14 protein-coding genes are annotated in these 20,040 nt (G+C 66.3%); 6 read left to right on the forward strand and 8 right to left on the reverse strand.

The features are described 5' to 3' along the window. Nucleotides 1-27 precede the first annotated feature (27 nt). From BRAD285_RS08480 to BRAD285_RS08495, 4 genes are all read right to left on the reverse strand, one after another. Nucleotides 28-894 (reverse strand): MBL fold metallo-hydrolase, encoded by an 867-nt coding sequence (locus tag BRAD285_RS08480; protein ID WP_006609518.1) that lies wholly within the window; start codon nucleotides 892-894, stop codon nucleotides 28-30. Nucleotides 895-961: 67 nt separating this feature from the next. Beyond that, the gene (locus tag BRAD285_RS08485; protein WP_006609517.1) at nucleotides 962-1,390 is read right to left on the reverse strand and encodes a heme-binding protein; all 429 of its coding nucleotides are present in this window, start codon (nucleotides 1,388-1,390) and stop codon (nucleotides 962-964) included. Between the two features lie 122 nt (nucleotides 1,391-1,512). Continuing rightward, nucleotides 1,513-4,467 (reverse strand): FAD-binding and (Fe-S)-binding domain-containing protein, encoded by a 2,955-nt coding sequence (locus BRAD285_RS08490; RefSeq protein WP_006609516.1) that lies wholly within the window; start codon nucleotides 4,465-4,467, stop codon nucleotides 1,513-1,515. A gap of 117 nt (nucleotides 4,468-4,584) precedes the next feature. Further along, a complete protein-coding gene (locus BRAD285_RS08495; RefSeq protein ID WP_006609515.1) occupies nucleotides 4,585-5,352 on the reverse strand; it encodes a GntR family transcriptional regulator in 768 nt (255 codons plus the stop codon). Between the two features lie 126 nt (nucleotides 5,353-5,478). On the opposite strand from BRAD285_RS08495, the gene BRAD285_RS08500 reads away from it, so the two are divergent. The 6 genes from BRAD285_RS08500 to BRAD285_RS08525 all read left to right on the forward strand — a co-directional run bounded on the left by BRAD285_RS08500 (nucleotide 5,479) and on the right by BRAD285_RS08525 (nucleotide 12,214). Then, the gene (locus tag BRAD285_RS08500; protein WP_006609514.1) at nucleotides 5,479-6,684 is read left to right on the forward strand and encodes an alanine--glyoxylate aminotransferase family protein; all 1,206 of its coding nucleotides are present in this window, start codon (nucleotides 5,479-5,481) and stop codon (nucleotides 6,682-6,684) included. Between the two features lie 208 nt (nucleotides 6,685-6,892). Next, nucleotides 6,893-8,086, forward strand: a complete 1,194-nt coding sequence (locus BRAD285_RS08505) for an alanine--glyoxylate aminotransferase family protein (RefSeq protein WP_035644552.1) — start codon at nucleotides 6,893-6,895, stop codon at nucleotides 8,084-8,086. Then, a complete protein-coding gene (locus tag BRAD285_RS08510) occupies nucleotides 8,086-8,883 on the forward strand; it encodes an enoyl-CoA hydratase/isomerase family protein (protein ID WP_006609512.1) in 798 nt (265 codons plus the stop codon). The genes BRAD285_RS08505 and BRAD285_RS08510 overlap by 1 nt, the downstream gene beginning before the upstream one ends. A 132-nt stretch (nucleotides 8,884-9,015) precedes the next feature. Beyond that, nucleotides 9,016-10,002: a tripartite tricarboxylate transporter substrate binding protein gene (locus tag BRAD285_RS08515; RefSeq protein WP_006609511.1), complete on the forward strand. Its 987-nt coding sequence runs from the start codon at nucleotides 9,016-9,018 to the stop codon at nucleotides 10,000-10,002. 25 nt (nucleotides 10,003-10,027) lie between these two features. Continuing rightward, nucleotides 10,028-10,570: a tripartite tricarboxylate transporter TctB family protein gene (locus BRAD285_RS08520; RefSeq protein WP_006609510.1), complete on the forward strand. Its 543-nt coding sequence runs from the start codon at nucleotides 10,028-10,030 to the stop codon at nucleotides 10,568-10,570. A 123-nt stretch (nucleotides 10,571-10,693) separates the two neighbouring features. Further along, the gene (locus tag BRAD285_RS08525; RefSeq protein WP_006609509.1) at nucleotides 10,694-12,214 is read left to right on the forward strand and encodes a tripartite tricarboxylate transporter permease; all 1,521 of its coding nucleotides are present in this window, start codon (nucleotides 10,694-10,696) and stop codon (nucleotides 12,212-12,214) included. A 203-nt stretch (nucleotides 12,215-12,417) separates the two neighbouring features. Here BRAD285_RS08525 and BRAD285_RS08530 read toward each other — a convergent pair whose 3' ends face one another. The 4 genes from BRAD285_RS08530 to BRAD285_RS08540 all read right to left on the reverse strand — a co-directional run bounded on the left by BRAD285_RS08530 (nucleotide 12,418) and on the right by BRAD285_RS08540 (nucleotide 19,897). Continuing rightward, nucleotides 12,418-16,383 (reverse strand): autotransporter domain-containing protein, encoded by a 3,966-nt coding sequence (locus tag BRAD285_RS08530; protein ID WP_050886733.1) that lies wholly within the window; start codon nucleotides 16,381-16,383, stop codon nucleotides 12,418-12,420. Between the two features lie 640 nt (nucleotides 16,384-17,023). Beyond that, a complete protein-coding gene (locus BRAD285_RS35710) occupies nucleotides 17,024-17,185 on the reverse strand; it encodes a hypothetical protein (protein WP_006609506.1) in 162 nt (53 codons plus the stop codon). A 167-nt stretch (nucleotides 17,186-17,352) separates the two neighbouring features. Then, complete coding sequence (locus BRAD285_RS08535) at nucleotides 17,353-18,543, reverse strand: CaiB/BaiF CoA-transferase family protein (protein ID WP_006609505.1); 1,191 nt, start codon at nucleotides 18,541-18,543, stop codon at nucleotides 17,353-17,355. 130 nt (nucleotides 18,544-18,673) lie between these two features. After that, the gene (locus BRAD285_RS08540; RefSeq protein ID WP_006609504.1) at nucleotides 18,674-19,897 is read right to left on the reverse strand and encodes a phenylacetate--CoA ligase family protein; all 1,224 of its coding nucleotides are present in this window, start codon (nucleotides 19,895-19,897) and stop codon (nucleotides 18,674-18,676) included. Between the last annotated feature and the right edge of the window lie 143 nt (nucleotides 19,898-20,040).

The following is a 20,040-nucleotide window of genomic DNA, read 5'->3' on the forward strand; positions in this document are numbered from 1 at the left end:
CGAAGATCCGCTGCCAATGAAGTCTTGTTAAGCTTCCGAAGCGTCACCGCCGCGCTTGTCCTCGGGAACCGCGACGACGTCAAAATTACGCGCCAGTGCCGCGAGCGCCAGCTTCATGTCCTGGCCCTGCATGGCCGCGCCATGGCCGGTGATCACCGTCTCCGGCGACAGCGCGTCGATGGCGCGAACGGACTCGCGCGCGGCTGCCCAGTCCGGCGTGAAGTACATCGGCGGCCCGTGCATTTCCGGCGCCTGCGTCACGGACGCGTAGACGGATTCCTGCGCTGTCGTGACGATGGCATCGCCTGCGATCAGCAGGCGGTCGCGTTCGCGCCATAGCGAGACATGGCCGGGCGCATGGCCCGGCGTGTGGATCCAGCGAAACCCCGACATGAACGGGACCGAGTGGTCGGGCGGCAGATCGCGCAAATGCGCGCCGACATCGACCGGGCTGGTCGGGAACAGCGGCGATAGCCGCGCCAGCATGCCGCCGCCGACATGGGGATCGGGCGGCGGATAGGAGCGGGTGCCGTTGAGGTAAGGGTGTTCGAGCGGATGGGCGTAGACCGGAACGTCCCATTCGCGGCTCAAGGTCTCGAGCACGCCGACATGGTCGAAGTGACCGTGAGTGAGCACGATGCAGGCCGGCCGGCCGCTGCCGCCGAAGCGGGCCTGTGCGGCGTGACGGATCGCGGGCCCTGAGCCGAACACGCCGGCATCGATCAGCACCCAGCCGCCATCGCCTGCGCCAGCCTCGCCGTAGAACGCGACATTGACGATAGCGAGCTGTCGATAGGCGACATCGGGCGCGATCTCGCGCACGCCATCGTCGCGCGCGGCGTCGGCTTCATGGTTCTCGGCCAGCGCCGATGCAGGCAGCGGAATCTGAGTCATGCGGCCTCCGTGGTGAGATCACCAGGGAAGCCGCGGAGGGACGAAAGGTTGCTAAAGCGCGGAGACCCTAGCCCGCATTGGCCTTGAGGCCGGCGGCCTCGATGCCGGCGACGGCGCAGATCTCGTCATTGTCCGAGGTGTCGCCTGAGACGCCGACGGCGCCGAGCAACGTGGTGCCGTCCATGATCAGTACGCCGCCGGGCACCGGCACCATGCGGCCCTGCGCCAGCGTGTTCACGGCGTCGATGAAATAGGCCTGCTCCTGGGCGCGCTGGAACAGGGCGCGGGAGCCGAGGCCGAGCGCCAGCGCGCCATAGGCCTTGCCATGAGCGACCTCGGCCCGCATCAGGCTGGTGCCGTCCTGCGCGGCGGCGGCTTTCAGGCAGCCGCGGGCGTCGAGCACGATGACGGCGAGCGGCTTCAGCTTCTTCTCGACGCCCTTGGCGAGCGTGGCGTCGAGGATCTTGCGGGCGGTGTCGAGCGTGAGGTCGGCCATGTCGGGAGTCCCTGTGTCGTTAAGTCAAACGAGCTGCGTAGGGTGGGCAAAGCGTAGCGTGCCCACCGTCTTGCGAAGCGGAAGTCGGCGGTGGGCACGCTTCGCTTTGCCCACCCTACGGACTACGTAGCGGCGCGCCCTCGCTCCAAACTCATCGCCAAGAGCTGCGCGGCGTGGACGGCGCCGCGGGCGGCGCCGTCATGGATCTGGTGGCGGCAGGAGGTGCCGTCGGCGACGATGAAGGTCGAAGCATCGGCCTTGCGCACGGCTGGCAGGAGCGAGGCTTCAGCCATCTGCAGCGAGACGTCGTAGGTCTCGGCGCCATAGCCGAACGCGCCGGCCATGCCGCAGCACGAGGACTCGATGGTCTCGACCGCGAGTTCGGGGATGAGCCGTAGCACCTGCTCGACCGGCTTGAAGGCGGCAAAGGATTTCTGGTGGCAATGACCATGCAGCAGCGCCTTGCCGGGCAGGGGACCGAGCGGCAGCGCGAGCCGGCCGCTCTCGGCCTCGCGCGCCAGAAACTCCTCCAGCAGCAGCGCATGCGCGCTGATCGTCTTGGCGGTGGTGTCGTTGCGCAGTGACAGCAGCTCGTCGCGCAAGGTCAGCAGACAGCTCGGCTCGAGGCCGATGATCGGCACGCCGCGCGATGCGAAGGGCGCGTAGGTCTCGACCAGCCGCTGCAGCTCGGACCTGGCTTCGTCGACGAGGCCGGCGGAGAGGAACGTGCGGCCGCAGCACAGGGCGCGGCCGCCGTCGGCCGGTTTGGGAATGTAGACGCGATAGCCGCCGGCGATCAGTACGCGCAGCGCCGCGTCGAGATTCTCGCGCTCATAGACGCGGTTGAAAGTGTCGCCGAACAGCACGACCTCACGGCCATCGGCCGGACCAAACGCTTCGGCATCGACGTGGAACGTGTCGCTGCGAAACGCCGGCAGCTGGCGTCTGGCGCTGATGCCGACGACGCGCTCCATCAGCACGCGCAATGGCGCGACGTGATTGCGCAGATTCACCAGTGGCGCGAAGCGGGCGGCGAGATCGGCGTAGCGGGGTAGATAGGCCACGAGCCGGTCGCGCAAGGTGAGACCATGCGTGGTCGCGCGCGCGGCCAGCACCTCGATCTTCATCTTGGCCATGTCGACGCCGGTCGGACATTCGCGGCGGCAGGCCTTGCAGGAGACGCAGAGCTTCAGCGTCTCCATCATCTCGTCGGACGACAGCGCGCCTGGCCCGAGCTGGCCGGAGATCGCCAGCCGCAACGTGTTGGCGCGGCCGCGGGTGACATCCTTCTCGTCGCGGGTGGCGCGATAGGACGGGCACATCACGCCGCCGTCGAGTTTGCGGCAGGCGCCGTTGTTGTTGCACATCTCGACCGCGCCCTGGAAACCGCCGGCGGCTCCGGGATAGGCGGACCAGTCGAGCACGGTCTTGATGTCGTCGACGCGATAGTCCGGCGGGTAGCGGAACAGCGTGCGGTCGTCCATCTTGGGCGGATCGACGATGCGGCCTGGGTTCAGCACGTTGCCGGGGTCGAAGCGTTGCTTCACTTCCTTGAAGTCGGCGACGATGCGGGGGCCGAACATCTGCGCGTGGAATTCCGAGCGCACGATGCCGTCGCCATGCTCACCGGAATGCGAGCCCTTGTATTCACGCACCATGGCGAAGGCTTCCTCGGCGATGGCGCGCATCGCCTTGACGTCCTTCTCCAGCTTCAGGTTCAGCACGGGCCGCACATGCAGGCAGCCTTCGGAGGCGTGCGCATACATCGTGCCGCGGGTGCCGTGCTTGGCGAACACGTCGTTGAGTCGTGCCGTGTAGTCGGCGAGATGCGGCAGCGGCACGGCGCAGTCCTCGACGAACGACACCGGCTTGCCGGCCTCCTTCATCGACATCATCACGTTGAGCCCGGCGGCGCGGAAATCGGCGACCGCGGTCTGCAGCGCGGGCTCGGTGATCTCCACCACGCCGCCCCAGTTGCAGATCTCGTTGCTCCAGGAGAAGCCGAGATCACCCATCAGCTCACTGAGCTGCTTCAGCTTGGCGAGGTTCTCGTCCTTGGTCTCTTCGGCAAACTCGACCACCAGGATCGCGTCGGGATCGCCGCGGACGGCGGCTGTGATCACCGGCTGGAACATCGCAATGTCCCGGCCGAGCCCGATCATGGTGCGGTCGACCAGCTCGACCGCGATCGGCTTCAGCTTGACGAGGTGCTGGGCCGCGTCCATCGCTTTGTAGAAGCTGCCGAAATGGCAGACGCCGAGCACCTTGGTGCGGATCAAGGGCCACAGCTTCAGCTCGATTTTGGTGGAGAAGGCGAGGGTGCCTTCCGATCCGACCAGCAGGTGGGCGAGGTTGTTGGCGGCGTTGCGCGGCGTCAGCGCGTCGAGATTGTAGCCGCCGACCCGGCGCTGCACCTTGGGAAATTTGTCGGCGATCTCCGCCGCCTCGCGCTCGCCGAGCGCGAGCATGTCGCGGAACAGCGCGCGGGCGCTCTCCGGTGCGCTGATGTCAGCAAGATCACGCGGCACCTCGCCGAAACGCGCCAGCGTGCTATCGGCGAGCGCGGCGTCGATCGCGATGGTGTTGTCGCGCATCGTGCCGTAGCGCAGCGAGCGGCCGCCGCAGGAATTGTTGCCGGCCATGCCGCCGATCGTCGCCCGCGAGGCGGTGGAGACGTCGACCGGAAACCACAGCCCGTGTTTCTTGAGCTGGCGGTTGAGGTCATCCAGCACGATGCCCGGCTCTACGGCGCAGGTGCGGCCCTCGACGTCGAGCGAGACGATCCGGTTCAGGTGCTTGGAGAAGTCGACGACGATGCCTTCGTTGACCGTCTGGCCGCATTGCGAGGTGCCGCCGCCACGCGGGGTGACGATGCGGCCATCATCGCGGGCGATCGCCAGCGCCCGCAGCGCCTCGTCCATGGTGCGCGGCACGACCACGCCGGCCGGGATGACCTGGTAGAACGAGGCATCGGTGGCGTAGCGGCCCCGGTTGAAGCGATCGAAGAAGACGTCGCCCGTGATCTCGGCACGGAGCTTCTGTTCGAGCCTGGACGGACCGGCATTGGCGTTCGGCATGAGGATCCCTGATCAGCCCTGGTCGCGTCGCAGTTCACCGGGCCTTGGCCCGGTGTCAATCATTTCTGGAACAGCGTCAACCAGATTGCATGCAATTCGAGGAGGGCGATATCGACCTTAGTCTACTCTGGCCGGCTTTCCACTAGGGGTAGAAGCGGGGCCGGCTTGCTCTTCGGCAAAGTAGGTAATGGCGGCCGAGCCCTTGTTGCGCAGGTGCTGAAACAGGATGTCCGAGAGCTCGCTGCCGGCGCGCCGGCGCAGCGCGTCGAGGATCAGCTCGTGCTCGCGCATCGCCTCGCTCCAGCGCTCGCGCCTGCGGGCGAAGTTGGCCGAGAAGCGTACGCGGCGGATGCGGCCCGCGAGGCTGTCATAGGTCGCATGAAGGGTGGCGTTGGCAGCGGCATCGACGATCGCGCGGTGGATGAGCTGGTTCATGCGGAAATAACCCTGCATGTCCTGGCGCATGTAAAAGCCGTACATATCGTGATGATATTGCTCGATCTTCGCGATCTCTTCATCCGAGATCTTCTCGCAGGCGAGGCGGCCGGCGAGGCCTTCCAGGCCGCCCATCAGGTCGAACAATTCCTGGATGTCGGCTGCGCTCAGGGGGCGGACACGCGCGCCGCGATTGGGCAGCAGCTCGACGAGGCCTTCGGCTGCCAGCACCTTGAGAGCCTCGCGCAGGGGCGTGCGGGACACGCCCAGCATTTCGCACAGCTGCCGCTCCGACAGCCGCCCGCCATCCGGCACATGGCCCTCGACGATATAGTCGCGCAGCCGCGCCAGGATCTCGTCATGCAGCGACGTCTCGTCCCGCGCCGGGGCGGGACGGTCGTTTGGCCCGGTCAATGGGACCGTTTCGATATCTGGAATCGTGGAACTCATAGAAACGATTGTAGCGGTAGTTAAAGATGGGGTCGACCGCAGAAATGCATGCTCTACGCACTTGTTAATTTAAGAATTGCATGCAATTATTGGTGTCAGAATGCCGTTGTCGTCTGGAGTTCTGCCGTGACCCGTCACCAAGGCCGTCATTTCCTGCACATTCCGGGCCCGAGCCCGGTGCCCGAGCGCGTGCTGCGGGCGATGGACATGCCGGTGATCGATCACCGCAGCGCCGAGTTCGCCGAACTCGGCAAGGCCGTGCTCAGCGGCTCGCAGAAGATCTTCAAGACCACGAGCCCGGTGATCATCTATCCGTCCTCGGGCACCGGCGCCTGGGAGGCCGCGATCGTCAACACGCTGTCGCCGGGTGACAAGGTGCTGATGGTCGAGACGGGCCACTTCGCCACGCTGTGGCGGCAGATGGCGGCGCGCTGGGGCATCGAGGTCGATTTCATCCCCGGCGACTGGCGCCGCGGCGTCGATCCCTCGATCATCGAAGAGAAGCTCGCGGCCGATACCGCGCATCAGCTCAAGGCCGTGATGGTCGTGCACAACGAGACCTCGACCGGGTCGACCAGCCGCATCGGCGAGGTCCGGGCCGCCATCGATCGCGCCAAGCATCCGGCGCTGCTGATGGTCGACACCATCTCCGGTCTTGCGTCCGCTGACTTCCGCTTCGACGAGTGGAAAGTCGACGTCGCCGTCTCCTGCTCGCAGAAGGGCTTCATGCTGCCGCCGGGGCTCGGCTTCAACGCCGTCTCGGACAAGGCGCGCGAAGTTGCCAAGACTAACAAGATGCCGCGCTCGTTCTGGGACTGGGAGGACATGCTGAAGCTGAATGCGAACGGCTTCTTCCCCTACACCCCCGCGACGAACCTGCTTTATGGCCTGCGCGAGGCGATCGCGATGCTGCTCGAGGAGGGGCTCGATCAGGTCTTCGCACGCCACCTCAAGCTCGCGGCGGCGACGCGTGCGGCGGTGGAGCACTGGGGTCTCGAAGTGCTGTGCCAGGAGCCGAGGGATCATTCACCTGTGCTGACGGCCGTGTTGATGCCGCCCGGTCATAATGCCGACGAGTTCCGCCAGGTCGTGCTGGACAATTTCAACATGTCGCTCGGCTCGGGCCTGTCCAAGGTCGCCGGTAAGGTCTTCCGCATCGGTCATCTCGGCGAGTGCAACGAGCTGACCCTGATGGCGGCGCTGAGCGGTGTCGAGATGGGGCTGCGGGTGGCCGGCGTGCCGCATCGGGCCGGCGGCGTCGATGCCGCGATGGCGCTGCTGGAGCAGCCGATCGCGGGGAATGCGCCGCGGCATCTCGCGGTTGTGAATTGAGGCGAAATCGCGTGCGGGCGCGGGCCGCATCGGCCCTTGCCGCACTGCACAGAAGAAGGGGAGTCGTGTGCATCTGAGGGATGTCAGCCCGAAGCGATCGGTGCTTGCGTCTTCTGTGTTGACGCCAGCGGTCTGGCGGGAGAAAAGCGCGACGAGCGCGTGGGATACCACGTCCGCGCACCAACCAAATGACCGGGGATGGACGCCAATGACTGTGCACACAGGACGGCATTTTCTTCAGATTCCGGGGCCGACCAACGTGCCCGACCGCGTGCTGCGCGCGATGGACATGCCGACGATGGATCATCGCGGCCCCGAGTTCGCCGAGCTCGGCTTTGCCGTGCTCGCAGCATCGCAGCGGATTTTCCGCACCAAGCAGCCGGTGATCATCTATCCCTCGTCCGGCACCGGTGCGTGGGAAGCCGCGATCGTCAACACGCTCGCCCCCGGCGACAAGGTGCTGATGGCCGAGACCGGCCAGTTCGCGGTGCTGTGGAAGGGTATCGCCGACAAGTTCAAGCTCGACGTCGACTTCGTTGCCGGCGACTGGCGTCACGGCGCCGACATCGCGGCGATCGAGCAGCGTCTTAACGACGACAAGGCGCACAAGATCAAGGCCGTGTGCATCGTGCACAACGAGACCTCGACCGGCTGCCTGACGCCGCCGCTCGAAGTGCGCAAGGCGATCGACCGTGCGGGCCATCCGGCGCTGCTGATGGTCGACACCATCTCGGGCCTCGGCTCGATGGAGTATGAGCACGACGCCTGGGGCATCGACGTCTCCGTCGCCGGCTCGCAGAAGGGACTGATGCTGCCGCCGGGCCTCGGCTTCAACGCCGTCTCGGAGAAGGCGCTCGCGGTGGCCAAGGCCAATCCCGGCATGCGCTCCTATTGGGACTGGCAGGAGATCATCACTTTCAACAAGCTCGGCACCTTCCCCTATACGCCGGCCTGCAATCTGCTGATGGGTCTCAACGAGGCGCTGAAGATGCTGGAGGAGGAGGGCCATGAGAACGTGTTCGCCCGCCACCGCCGCCACAGCCTCGCCACGCGCGCGGCAGTGAAGGCCTGGGGCCTCGACACGCAGTGCCAGGATGCGCAGGCGCATTCGCCGGCGCTCACCGGCGTCGTCATGCCCGAGGGCCATGACGCCGATGCGTTCCGCAAGACGGTGCTGGAAAACTTCGACATGTCGCTCGGCACCGGCCTGAACAAGATCAAGGGCAAGGTTTTCCGCATCGGCCATATCGGTCACTTCAACGACCTGATGCTGATGGGGACGCTGTCCGGCGTCGAGATGGGCCTTGCGCTCGCCAATGTCCCGCATCGCGCCGGTGGCGTGCTGGCGGCGATGGATGTCCTCAAGGCGCGCGAGGCCGCGCCGATTCCGAAGGTGGCCTGATGAACGCGCCTGCGAGCGGCTCCGACGATCTCATCTATGCCGTCGACGACGGCATCGCCAAGATCACCTTCAACCGGCCGCAGGCGCGCAACGCGATGACCTTCGCGATGTACGACCAGATGGCCTCGATCTGCGAGGCCATCAATGCCGACCGGTCGATCAAGGCGCTGATCCTGACCGGGGCAGGCGACAAGGCCTTCGCCTCCGGCACCGACATCTCCCAGTTCCGCGCCTTCAAGACGGCCCAGGACGCGCTTGACTACGAAGCACGGATCGACCGCGTGCTCGGCACGCTCGAGCTGTGCCGCGTGCCTGTCATCGCCGCGATTGCAGGTGCCTGCACCGGCGGCGGCGCCGGCATCGCCGCATGCTGCGACATCCGCATCGGCACCGAGAGCACACGCATCGGTTTTCCGATCGCGCGCACGCTCGGCAATTGCCTGTCCATGTCAAACATTTCGCGCGTGGTCTCATTGATCGGGCCGGCGCGCACCAAGGATCTGATTTTCAAGGCGCGGCTGGTCGAGGCGCCGGAGGCGCTCGCGCTCGGCCTGCTCAACGAGATCGTGCCCGATGCCGACACGCTGCAGGCCCGCGCGCTGGAGACGGCGAAGCTCGTCGCCTCGCATGCGCCGATCACGCTCGAAGTGACCAAGGAGGCGGTGCGCCGCATCCGCCGGACGTTGTCGCGCGACGAGGGCGAAGACCTGATCCTGCGCGCTTACATGAGCGAGGATTTCCGCGAGGGCATGGACGCCTTCCTGAACAAGCGGACGCCGAATTGGAAGGGCAAGTAGTCCGATGCCGGTCTTGCGACCTTATGCCGAGGTCATGGGGCCGCATCACGCTTGTGTTCTTGAACTGACCACAATAAGCCAGCAGTATCCTGGTAGGATACAAGCCGGCGCTTTGAACGGGGATGAAAACACGTGCGTAACCTGATCAAGATCGCGGCCACCACGGTGGCCCTTTTCGCTAGCGCGCCGGCCTTTGCCGGCTGGGAGCCGACCAAGCCGGTCGAGATCGTCGTCGCCGCCGGCGCCGGCGGCGCCTCCGATCAGATGGCCCGCATGATGCAGGCCGCAATCCAGAAGAACAACCTGCTGAAGCAGCCGGTCGTCGTGTCGCTGAAGGGCGGCGCGTCCGGGGCCGAAGCACTGATGTACATGAAGTCCAGCGACGGCGACGCGAACAAGGTGCTGATCGCCTATTCGCTGATCTACATGCTGCCGCTGTCGGCCAAGCTGCCGTTCGACTGGCGCGAGCTGTCGCCGGTCGCCGTCATCGCGCTCGACCAGTTCGTGCTGTGGGACAATGTCAACGGCCCGAAGACCGTCAAGGAGTTCATCGACGCCGCCAAGGCATCGAGCTCGCCGTTCAAGCTCGGCGGCACCGGTTCGAAGCGCGAGGATCACGTGCTCACCGTGTTCCTCGAGAAGAAGACCGGCGCGAAGTTCTCCTATCTGCCCTACAAGTCCGGCGGCGAGGCCGCGACGCAGCTCGTCGGCGGCCATACCGAAGCCAACGTCAACAACCCTTCTGAGAATCTCGAAGTCTGGCGCGCCGGTCAGGTGCGTCCGCTCTGCGTGTTCGACAAGGAACGCATCTCCTACACGACCAAGGTCACGGAAACGCAGTCCTGGAACGACATCCCGACCTGCAAGGAGCAGGGCCTCGACGTGCAGTACCTGATGCTGCGCGGCATGTTCCTGCCGGGCAAGGTGACGCAGGAGCAGCAGGAGTTCTACGTCGACCTGTTCAGCAAGCTGGTGCAGACGCCGGAATACAAGGACTACATGGAGAAGCAGGCGCTCAAGCCGATCTTCCTCACGGGCAAGGACATGATCCAGTTCCTCGAAGAGGACGGCTCGCTCAACAAGCAGCTGATGACCGAAGCCGGCTTCGTCGCGAAGTAGCACGGGGCCAAGGGGAGCAGGACCGATGTCCAACGCTGAGCTCGAGATCGCGGTCGACGATCCGACCGCGCCGGAGGAGAATTCTCCGTCCGTCACCTCCAACCGTGCCGTGGACGTCGGCGTGTCGCTGCTGCTGCTCGCGCTGGCCGTCGTGCTGGCCTGGGACAATTGGCGGACCGGGGCATCCTGGGACTCCACCGGGCCGGAGCCCGGCTACTTCCCGTTCTATCTGTCGGTGATCCTCGGCGGCGCCAGCCTGTACGGAATCGGCGCCGCGTTCCTGTCGAGCAAGGAGGCGGTCGAGACCTTCGTCACGCGGGCGCAGCTGCGCCGGGTGATGGCGGTGTTCGTGCCGACGCTGCTGTTCTGCATCGCCATGCAGTTCCTCGGCATCTACGTCGCGAGCTTCCTGTTGATCGCCGGCTTCATGCGGATCGTCGGCAAGATCGCGATCTGGAAATCGCTGCTCACGGCGTTCCTGTTCAGCGCCGTGATGTTCGTGACGTTCGACATCATCTTCGACGTGCTCATGCCCAAGGGACCGCTCGAAGCGGCGTTCGGGTACTAACACCATCGGTCTATCCCCACGTCATTGCGAGCGCAGCGAAGCAATCCAGACTCGAACGCGCAACCCTGGATTGCTTCGTCGCTTCGCTCCTCGCAATGACGAGGAAACAGTTGGATTGAAATCATGGAAGCCTTGGGTCTGCTGCTGCACGGGTTCGCGGTCCTCCTGACCTGGAAGACGCTGCTCTTGATGATGGTCGGGCTGGTGCTCGGCGTGTTCGTCGGCGTGCTGCCGGGGCTCGGGGGCCCCAACGGCGTCGCCATCCTGCTGCCGCTGACCTTCTCGATGGATCCCACCTCGGCCATCGTGATGCTGTCCTGCATCTATTGGGGCGCGCTGTTCGGCGGCGCCATCACCTCGATCCTGTTCAACATCCCCGGCGAGGCCTGGTCGGTCGCGACTACCTTCGACGGCTATCCGATGGCGCAGCAGGGCAAGGCGGCGGAGGCGCTGACGGCGGCCTTCACCTCGTCCTTCATCGGCTCGCTGGTCGCGGTGCTGCTGATCACATTTCTTGCGCCGTGGATCTCGTCCTTCGCGCTGAAGTTCGGACCGCCGGAGTTCTTCGCGGTCTATCTGCTGACCTTCTGCTCCTTCGTCGGCCTGGGACGCGAGGACAAGCACAAGACCGTCATTGCGATGGCGCTCGGCCTGCTGCTTGCCGGCGTCGGCATGGATACGGTGTCGGGTCAGCTGCGCATGACGTTCGGCTCGACCGACCTCTTGCGCGGCATCAACTTCCTGGTCGCCGTGATCGGCCTGTTCGGCATCAGCGAGATCCTGCTGACCATGGAGGAGCGCCTCGCGCTGCGCGGCCACGCGGCGTCGATCTCGCTGCGCACGGTGCTCGCTGTGTGGAAGGACCTGCCGAAATACTGGATGACCCTGCTGCGCTCCTCGGTGATCGGCTGCTGGCTCGGCATCACCCCGGGCGGCGCGATCGCAGCGTCTTTCATGGGCTACAATCTCGCCAAGCGCTTCTCCAAGGACCAGAACAGCTTTGGCAAGGGCCGCATCGAAGGCGTGTTCGCGCCTGAGACCGCCGCGCATGCCTCGGGCACCGCGGCGCTGCTGCCGATGCTCGCGCTCGGCATTCCCGGCTCGGGCACTGCGGCGATCCTGCTCGGCGGCCTGATGGTGTGGGGCCTCAATCCCGGACCGCTGTTGTTCGTCGAGCACAAGGATTTCGTCTGGGGCCTCATTGCGTCGATGTATCTCGGCAATGTCGTCGGTCTCGTGCTGGTGCTCTCGACCGTACCGATCTTTGCTTCCATCCTTCGCGTGCCGTTCGCGGCGGTAGCGCCGATGATCGTGGTGTCCTGCGCGATCGGCGCCTATGCGATCCAGAACGCGATGTTCGATGTCTGGCTGATGCTCGGCTTCGGTGTGGTCGGTTATGTCTTCAAGAAGATCAAGATCCCGCTGGCGCCGTTCACGCTCGCGCTGGTGCTGGGCAGCCGCGCCGAGGACGCCTTCCGGCAGTCGATGATCATTTCCGGCGGCAACATGAAGGTGTTCTGGGCGAACGGCCTGGTCGGCACCATCACGACGCTGGCGATCGTGCTGCTGTTCTGGCCGCTGATCGACCGACTGGTCGCGAGCTTCGGGAAGTCGACCCCGCCGGCGGCGAAGGTCGAGGCGTAGGGAATAGGCCGCGGCGTCTCGGGCCTCATGGTTCGAGACGCGCCGCGGGACACCTTGTGTTTAGCCAATGTCGCCCGGGGCGCGGCGCTCCTCACCATCAGGGTAACCTTCTTGCCGCCAATCCTGCCCCTCGTCCTGAGGAGCCCGCCTCTTGGCGGGCGTCTCGAAGGACGGCCGCAGCGAGGTGAGCGCCAAGCCAGCTCTCACCACGCGTAGCGCACCGTTCCTTTTCCGGCATACGACCGCGTGACGTTCGACGCTTCGCTCTCGAATGTGGCCATCGCGCTCCAGCCGTTCAGCCAGCTCATCTCGACCGAGGTCGTCGTCAGTGCGGAGTCGCGTGCCTGCGCCGCGCCGTTGACGACGAAGCTCGCGCCCGGGAGCGTCTGGAAAGTGGCGGCCACCGAGCGCTCGGGATTGAAGTCGTGCGCCCAGGCGAGGCGGCCGCGCAGAGTGAGAGCGCCATCCGCCAGCGCATAGGATTTGTCCGTACGCAGGCCGAGCTCGGTGCGCGTGTCGGTGACGGTCTTGCCGGCGTAGGTCAGGGCGAAGGTCCCGGCACCCGCTGTGGCTTGCTCGACGTAAGCCGGCAGGCGCAGGCTGGTGACTTGCGCGGCTGCATAAGGCGTGACGCCGATGCCGCCGAGCGGCGCGACGAGCCGAGTGCCGCCCTCGATCCGGCCGGTCCAGGCGTTGGCCTGATAGCTCGCGTGCAGCCGGTCGGTGCCGGAGATGGTGACGGTGCGGTCGGTCGTGACGTCCTGCCAGCCATAGGCCAGCGCCGCGCGCAGATAGCTCGGGCCGACATGGTGATGCAGATACGCGCCGGCCTGGAACAGGTCGGAGCGGCCCGAGCCGAGGCCATTGACGCTGAAACTGGTGCCGCCGCCGGCGAGCGCGAAGCCCGCGATGGTCTGCGGCGCGATCCGATAGTCGGCGCCGACGGCGGTGCCGGCTATCCGGCTGGTGGTGTCGTTCGAGCCGACGGTTGCATTGCCGCTGGTCGATTGCGCGCCGCCGAAGCCAGCGGCCCAGACGTTCCAGCGCTGCGCGAAGTCTGCGGGCTTTTCGTCCGGCAGCATCGCGAAGGCATCGGTGCGCTTGCGCGACGTCTCGGCATAGTTGGTCGCACCGCCGGCTTGACGTTGCGCGAAGGGATCGGTGAGCAGGCCGGCGAATTGGCTCATGGCGTTGAAGGTGGTCTGCTGCACGCCGGTGGCGCTCTCGCCGGACGCCTGCGTCAGGCCGACCTGATTGAGCTTGCCGAACACGACCGGAATGTCGCCGGTGCGATCGAAGAACGCCGACAGCGTATCGCCGACCGCCTTCTGATTGCCGTTGAGGCCGCCGGGCAGGGCGAAGGCAAGGACCAGGTCGAGATAGACGTTGTTGGCGTCGTAGCTCAGGCTGGTCTTGAAGCCGGAGGGCAGATTCGTCTTCACCACCGCGCCGAAGCTGCCGGAGAGGCCGCCGCTCGCCGTCAGAATGGTGTAGCGCTTGTCGACATAACCGCCGTTGGCGAAGGCCGCATTCACCGTGGCGCCGCCGAGGGTGGCCGACCCGGTGACGCTCGTGAATGAGGCTGTCGTTGGATTGAGCTGCACCAGATAGGCCGCGCCGGACTGGAACGCGAGATTCCCGACGATCGTCATCGACGAGCCGGCGGTGCCGTTACCGGGCGCGAGCGTGCCGCCATTGTTGATACTGACGGTCATTGGCGGATCGACGAGGCCCGCGCCCATCAGCGTGCCGCCGGCATTCACGGTCACTCCCGAGGTGTTGGTGATCGCACCGGCGATATCGAGCACGCCGCCATTGATGATGGTGGCGCCAGTGTAGTTGTTCGTGCCGGTGAGCGTCATCCGGCCAGAGCCCGTCTTTGTAAAGCCGCCGCTGCCTGTGATCGCGCCGGAGAACGTCGTGCTACCGTTGTTGCCGCCTGCCGTCAGCGTCGCCGCGCCGAGCAGCACATTGCCATTTCCCGCAAGCGAGCCGATGCTCTGGTCGAAGCCGTTGAGGTCCAGCGTGGCGCCTGATGCAATCATGAACGCGCTGGCCGAGGCGAGCACGCCGGAGGCGCCGGCCTGCAAGCTGCCCGCGCTGATCGTCGTCTGCCCGGTGTAGGTGGTCGGCCCGTCGAGCCGCATCGTGCCGGTGCCGACCTTGGTGAAGCCGCCGCTGCCCGAGATCGTGCCGGTGTAGCTCGTGCTGGAGTTGTCGCCGCCTGAGGTCAGCGTGCCCGCGCCGAGCAGCACTGCGCCGCCGCCGGTCAGCGAGGCAATGGTCTGATTGAAGCCGTTGAGATCGAGCGTGCCGCCATTGTCGACCTCGACGGAGCTCAGGGGGGCGAAGGCGCCGGCCGCACCTGCCCGCAACGTGCCGCCATCGACGATGGTTGGCCCGGTGTATGTGTTGGTGCCGCTGAGCGTGAGCACGCCGGGGCCGCTCTTGTCGAAGGTGCCGCTGCCCGAGATTGCGCCCGAGAACACGGTGGCGCCGCCATTGTCGCCGACCGCGAGCGAGCCGTTGCTGCCGAGCAGCACGTTGCCGCTGCCGCCCAATCCGCCGATGGTCTGGCCGGTGCCGTCGATATCGAGCGTCGCGCCGCTCGCGATCATGTAGCTGCTGGCGACCGAGAGAACGCCGGACGCGCCGGTCCGCAACGTGCCGCCGCTGATGAAGGTGTCGCCGGCGTAGCTGGTGACCCCGGTCAGCGTGAGGATACCGGCGCCGAGCTTGGTCAGCCCACCGCTGCCGGTGATCGTGCCGCTGAGCGCGGCGTTGTTGCCGTTGGTGTCGAAGCTGCCGCCGCCGGCGTTGAGCGTGATGTTGCGGGCCGAACTGAAGCCCGCGAGAACTTGTAGCGTGCCGCCGCCGAAGGAGAGCCCGCCGGAGGCGGCGCCGAGATTGGCATCGGAGGAGACCGCGAGCGTGCCCTGGTTGATTGCCCACGGGGTGACGGCGCTCGTAGTGCCGGTCAAGGTCCAAGTGCCGGTGCCGGTCTTCACGAAGCTGGAGAAGCCCTGGTATTGCGCCGAGCCGCCGATATTGGAGATGTCGAACGTGCCGTTGGCCGCGCCGCCGAGCCGGAAGGTGTCGCTGCCCGCGCCGACCACGTTGCCGTTGATGATCGAGCTCGCCCAGATCTCCAGCGTGTTGCTGCCGCCGGTGAAGGTGATGGCGTTGCCAAAGAGATTGCCGCCGGCGTCGTTTCCGCCCGAAATCGTCCCGCTGTTGATGATCGCGAGATTGCTGCCGCGGACGCCGTCCCCGGCGAGGCCCATTTGACCGCTGCCGGTCCCGCCCTGGCCCGAGCCTGACCCGCCCGAACTTCCGCCGGCAATGATGCCGGAATTGACCAGCGTGCCGCCGGCAGCGAAGATCACGCCCGAGCCGCCCGAACCTCCGTTGCCGCCCGCGCTGCTCCCGTTGTTGGCCGTGGCGTTGCCGCCATCTCCGCCGTCGCCGCCCGCGATCGTGCCGGCGTTGGTGAGCATCACATTGGTGCCGGTCAGCAAGGCCCCATAGCCGCCGTCGCCGCCATTACCTCCATAGCCGGCGAGTCCGCTCGAAACGCCGCCGTCGCCGCCTCGGCCGCCACTGACTGTCCCGGTGTTGCTGTAGGTGAGGCCATTGCCGTCGATGACGACGCCATAGCCGGCAGCGCCGCCGCCACCGCCGCCGTGATTGCCGCTGGTCGTGCCGCCGCGCCCGCCGTTGCCGCCGGTGATCGCGGCGGCATTTGTGGTGCTGGTGGTTACGAGCGCACCGTGCGCGCCGCCCCCACCGCCGCCACCGCCGCTAGAAGTGGCGCCCGATCCGCCTGTGTTTCCCCTGTCTCCCGGTCCTAAGCCGCCTGAACCGCCAACGACGGCTCCGGCGTTAGCCGATCCGCCGAAGCCACCGGTGACGCCGGCGCCGCCGCCGCCAGGACCGATCGGCGTGCCAGATTCATTGCTGCCATTGCTCCCGGCGCCGGTGGCCGAACTCGTCCCGCCATTCGTCAAGGTGCTGGAAATGCTGCCGCCAGAGCCGCCACTGGTCGCCTGCGCGAGTGCGGCGTTGGACATCAGCAGCGAGGACGCCAGTGCCGTTGCCGACAGCCAGAACCGCCGCGCGCGCTGCGGCCGTCTGAACGGGGCGGAATGAAGTTGGGTGGCGAACAGCACTTCAGTCCTTTGCACAACTCACGTTCAAGCCGGCCCCGGATCGAGGCATAGGCTCTGACGAAGTGCAGGTAAAACACGCAGACCGGTACTGTGACTTTTTGGGTGGATCCGGGATTGCCCTGCTTCGTTTCGCTCTGTTGCTGATGCGCAACGTCGGATGCGAGAGGAGCACGGTGGGGGGCTCCTGTCCCGCACCACCGGTCGTAGCGGACCGTCGGCTTGCCGGCATACGACCCTGTCGCGGATCGCAAGCGAACTTGGCGCCTCCGCCACGTTCATGAGGCCACAGCTTCGCAGCGGCGGACCGTTGTTCGAATCGCTCCGGCGCTTCTCCAGAGGTTGTGTCTTTGCGATGACAGCATTTTAGGCAGAGCGGTGGTAGGCTTCATTCATGGGCAGATTTCGTCCTGCTCAGCGTGGTGCCGCCTCACGGATGGTCATCGCGCCCTGATGTTTCCTCCCGAGACGATCTCTTGCCCGGCGCTTGCGTCGGGCTTTTTTTTCGCCGGGCTCGTTGGTGAGTTCAGCGCGCTTCAGTTCATCCGGGGACACAAAAACGAAAGCCTCCGTCCGGCTGATCGGACGAAGGCTTTGTCGGAAAACATTGTGAGGACGCGCGTGAACCCGCGTCAGCTGCGTCTCAGTTGACGGTCTCCTCGACCGGCATGTGGTACCAGTCGGACTCGTTGTCGAGCATCGTCTCGTCGAACGGAAGCGCGCTGCCATGGTTCAAAGCGGCCGCGTTGACGTCGCGAACCATATCCATGGCCGATAGAAACTCGTTCAACTCGGATGCGCTCATGACCCGCTACTCCTCACGCCCGCGGGCCACCTCAGGTCCGCGTCAACTGATGAGAAGAGGTTAACGCGGTCTCGCTCTGGCCTCAATCCCGCCCAGGTCGAAGTTCCAACGTGGTGACATCTGGGCCACAGCGGCAGGATGCCGCGGCTCCGTCATATTGCACCTGCTCACACGACGCGATGCAGGCGGAGATCGGCGATTTCGCCGTCGGTGAAGCCGAATTCGGAGAGGATCTCCTCGGTCTGCTCGCCGAACTCCGGCGGCCGCGCCGCCATGCTGCTCGGCGTGCGCGACAAGGTGAAGGGCTGCGCCACCAGCGTGATGTCGCGGCCGTCCTCGGTCGGCACAGGCTGCGCCATGCCGAGATGCTTCACTTGCGGATCGTCGAACATCTGATCGATTGCGTAGATCGGCCCGCAGGGCACGCCGGCGGCGTTGAGCTCGGCAACCCACTGCTCGCTGGTCTTCGACAGCGTACGCGCGTTGATCTCGGCGTTGAGCGCGTCGCGGTTCTTCGAGCGCGCCGGCGCCGTCGCGTAGTCCGGGTTGTCGATCCATTCGGGCGCGCCGAGCGTCTGGCACAGCCGCTCCCAGATACGCCCCCCGGTCGCGGCGATGTTGATGTAGCCGTCCGAGGTCTTGAACACGCCGGTCGGAATGCTCGTTGGATGATTGTTGCCGGCCTGCGGCGCGACATCCTTCTCCATCAGCCAGCGCGCGGCCTGGAAGTCGAGCATGAAGATCTGCGCCTGCAACAGCGAGGTCTGCACCCACTGGCCCTCGCCGGAGACCTCGCGCTCCAAGAGCGCGGTGAGGATGCCCATCGCGCAGGACAGGCCGGCGGAGAGATCGGCGATCGGAATGCCCGCGCGCATCGGGCCCTCGCCGGGCGCGCCGGTGATCGACATCAGCCCGCCCATGCCCTGCGCGATCTGATCGAAGCCCGGCCGCTTGGAATAGGGGCCGTCCTGGCCGAAGCCGGAGATGCTGCCATAGACGATGCGCGGATTGACCTTGCGCACGACCTCGTAGTCGATGCCGAGCTTGGTCTTTACATCGGGACGATAGTTCTCGATGACGACGTCGGCCTGCTTCGCCAGCCGCATGAACACGTCGACGCCCTTGGGATCTTTCAGGTTGAGCGTCATCGCGCGCTTGTTGCGATGCAGGTTCTGGAAGTCGGAACCACGGCGCGGGCCGCCGAGCGCCTCGCCGCCGTCCTCCATCATCGCGTCGATCTTGATGACGTTGGCGCCCCAGTCGGCGAACTGCCGCGCACAGGTCGGGCCGGCGCGCACCCGCGTCAAATCGAGCACGGTGAAGCGGGACAGGGCTTTGGACGCGCGCGGGAAGGCCATGCGGACGAACTCCAGGGGACGTGACATGGCTGTATAGGAGAGGGCGCTTAACGCGACAATTGCGCAGGGGCCGTGCGCGCCGCACGGCTCATGCTGCTGTTGCAGGGCTTGGTCTTTCCGGAACCATGCCTCAGCGTTCGTCGGCGATCACCTTGCCGTCGTTGGGCAGCGTGCCCGGCGCAACCAGTTCGACGCTGCCGCCGAGCTTGGTGATGCTGCGCAAGCTCGCGTTCAGCGTCTCGGCGAGAACGTCCGACGGCGAGGCGCATTCCGCCTTCAGCGTCATTGCGTCGGTCTCGCCGGCGCGGGTGACGACGAGCCGGAGGCGGCCGAGTTCGGGATGACGCTTGCCGATCTCGGCGACCTGCTCGGGCCGCACGAACATGCCCTTCACCTTGGTGGTCTGGTCGGCGCGGCCCATCCAGCCCTTGATGCGCATGTTGGTACGGCCGCAGGCGCTGAGGCCGGGCAGGGCGGCGGTGAGGTCGCCGAGCGCCAGGCGAATCCAGGGATGGGCAGGATCGAGCGAGGTGACGACGATCTCGCCGACGTCGCCAGGTGCCACGGGATCACCGGTGCCGGGGCGGACGATCTCGAAGATCAGGTCTTCGTTCACGACCATGCCATCGCGCGCTGAGGTCTCATAGGCGACGATGCCGAGATCGGCGGTGCCGAACGCCTGGTAGGCGTCGATGCCGCGCGCCTTGATCTCGGCCTGCAATGACGGCGGGAACGCCGCGCCGGACACCAGCGCGCGCTTCAGTGAGGAGACGTCGCGGCCGGCGCTGGCAGCGCCGTCGAGCAGGATCTTGAGGAAGTCCGGCGTGCCGCTGTAGCCGATCGGACGATACGCCTCGATCAGTTCGAACTGTGCCTCGGTATTGCCCGGACCGGCCGGGATCACCGCGCAGCCGAGCGCACGCGCCGAGGTGTCGAAGATGAAGCCGCCGGGCGTCAGGTGATAGCTGAAGGTGTTGAGCACGATATCACTGCTGCGGAAGCCGGCTGCGAACAGGGCGCGCGCGCCGCGCCAGGGATCAGCGTGTGCGGCTTCCGGCTCGAAGATCGGGCCCGGCGAGGTGAAGAGGCGGGAGAACGCGCCGGGCGATTGCGCGACGAAGCCGCCGAACGGCGGCGCCGCTTTGTGCAGGGCGGGCAGCTCCGACTTGCGTAGCACGGGAAGCTGCGCCAGCGCGGCACGGCTCGTGATGTCCTGGGGATCGATACCCTGCAGCAGCGCCGCATAGGCCGGCGCATTCATCGCTGCGCGCAGCACGTCGGGCAGCCGGCCGAACAGATCCTGCTCGCGCTCAGTGGGATCACGAGTCTCGAGGGCGTCGTAGTGGGTGGTCATCTGCTGTCTCGTCTCGTTCACCTCTCCCCGCTTGCGGGGAGAGGTCGCATCCCATCGTCAGATGGGATGCGGGTGAGGGGGACTCTCGGCGAGCACGGTGTGAGGAGAGTCCCCCTCACCCCGACCCTCTCCCCGCACGCGGG

The sequence above is a fragment of the Bradyrhizobium sp. ORS 285 genome, assembly GCF_900176205.1.
Lineage (GTDB): Bacteria > Pseudomonadota > Alphaproteobacteria > Rhizobiales > Xanthobacteraceae > Bradyrhizobium.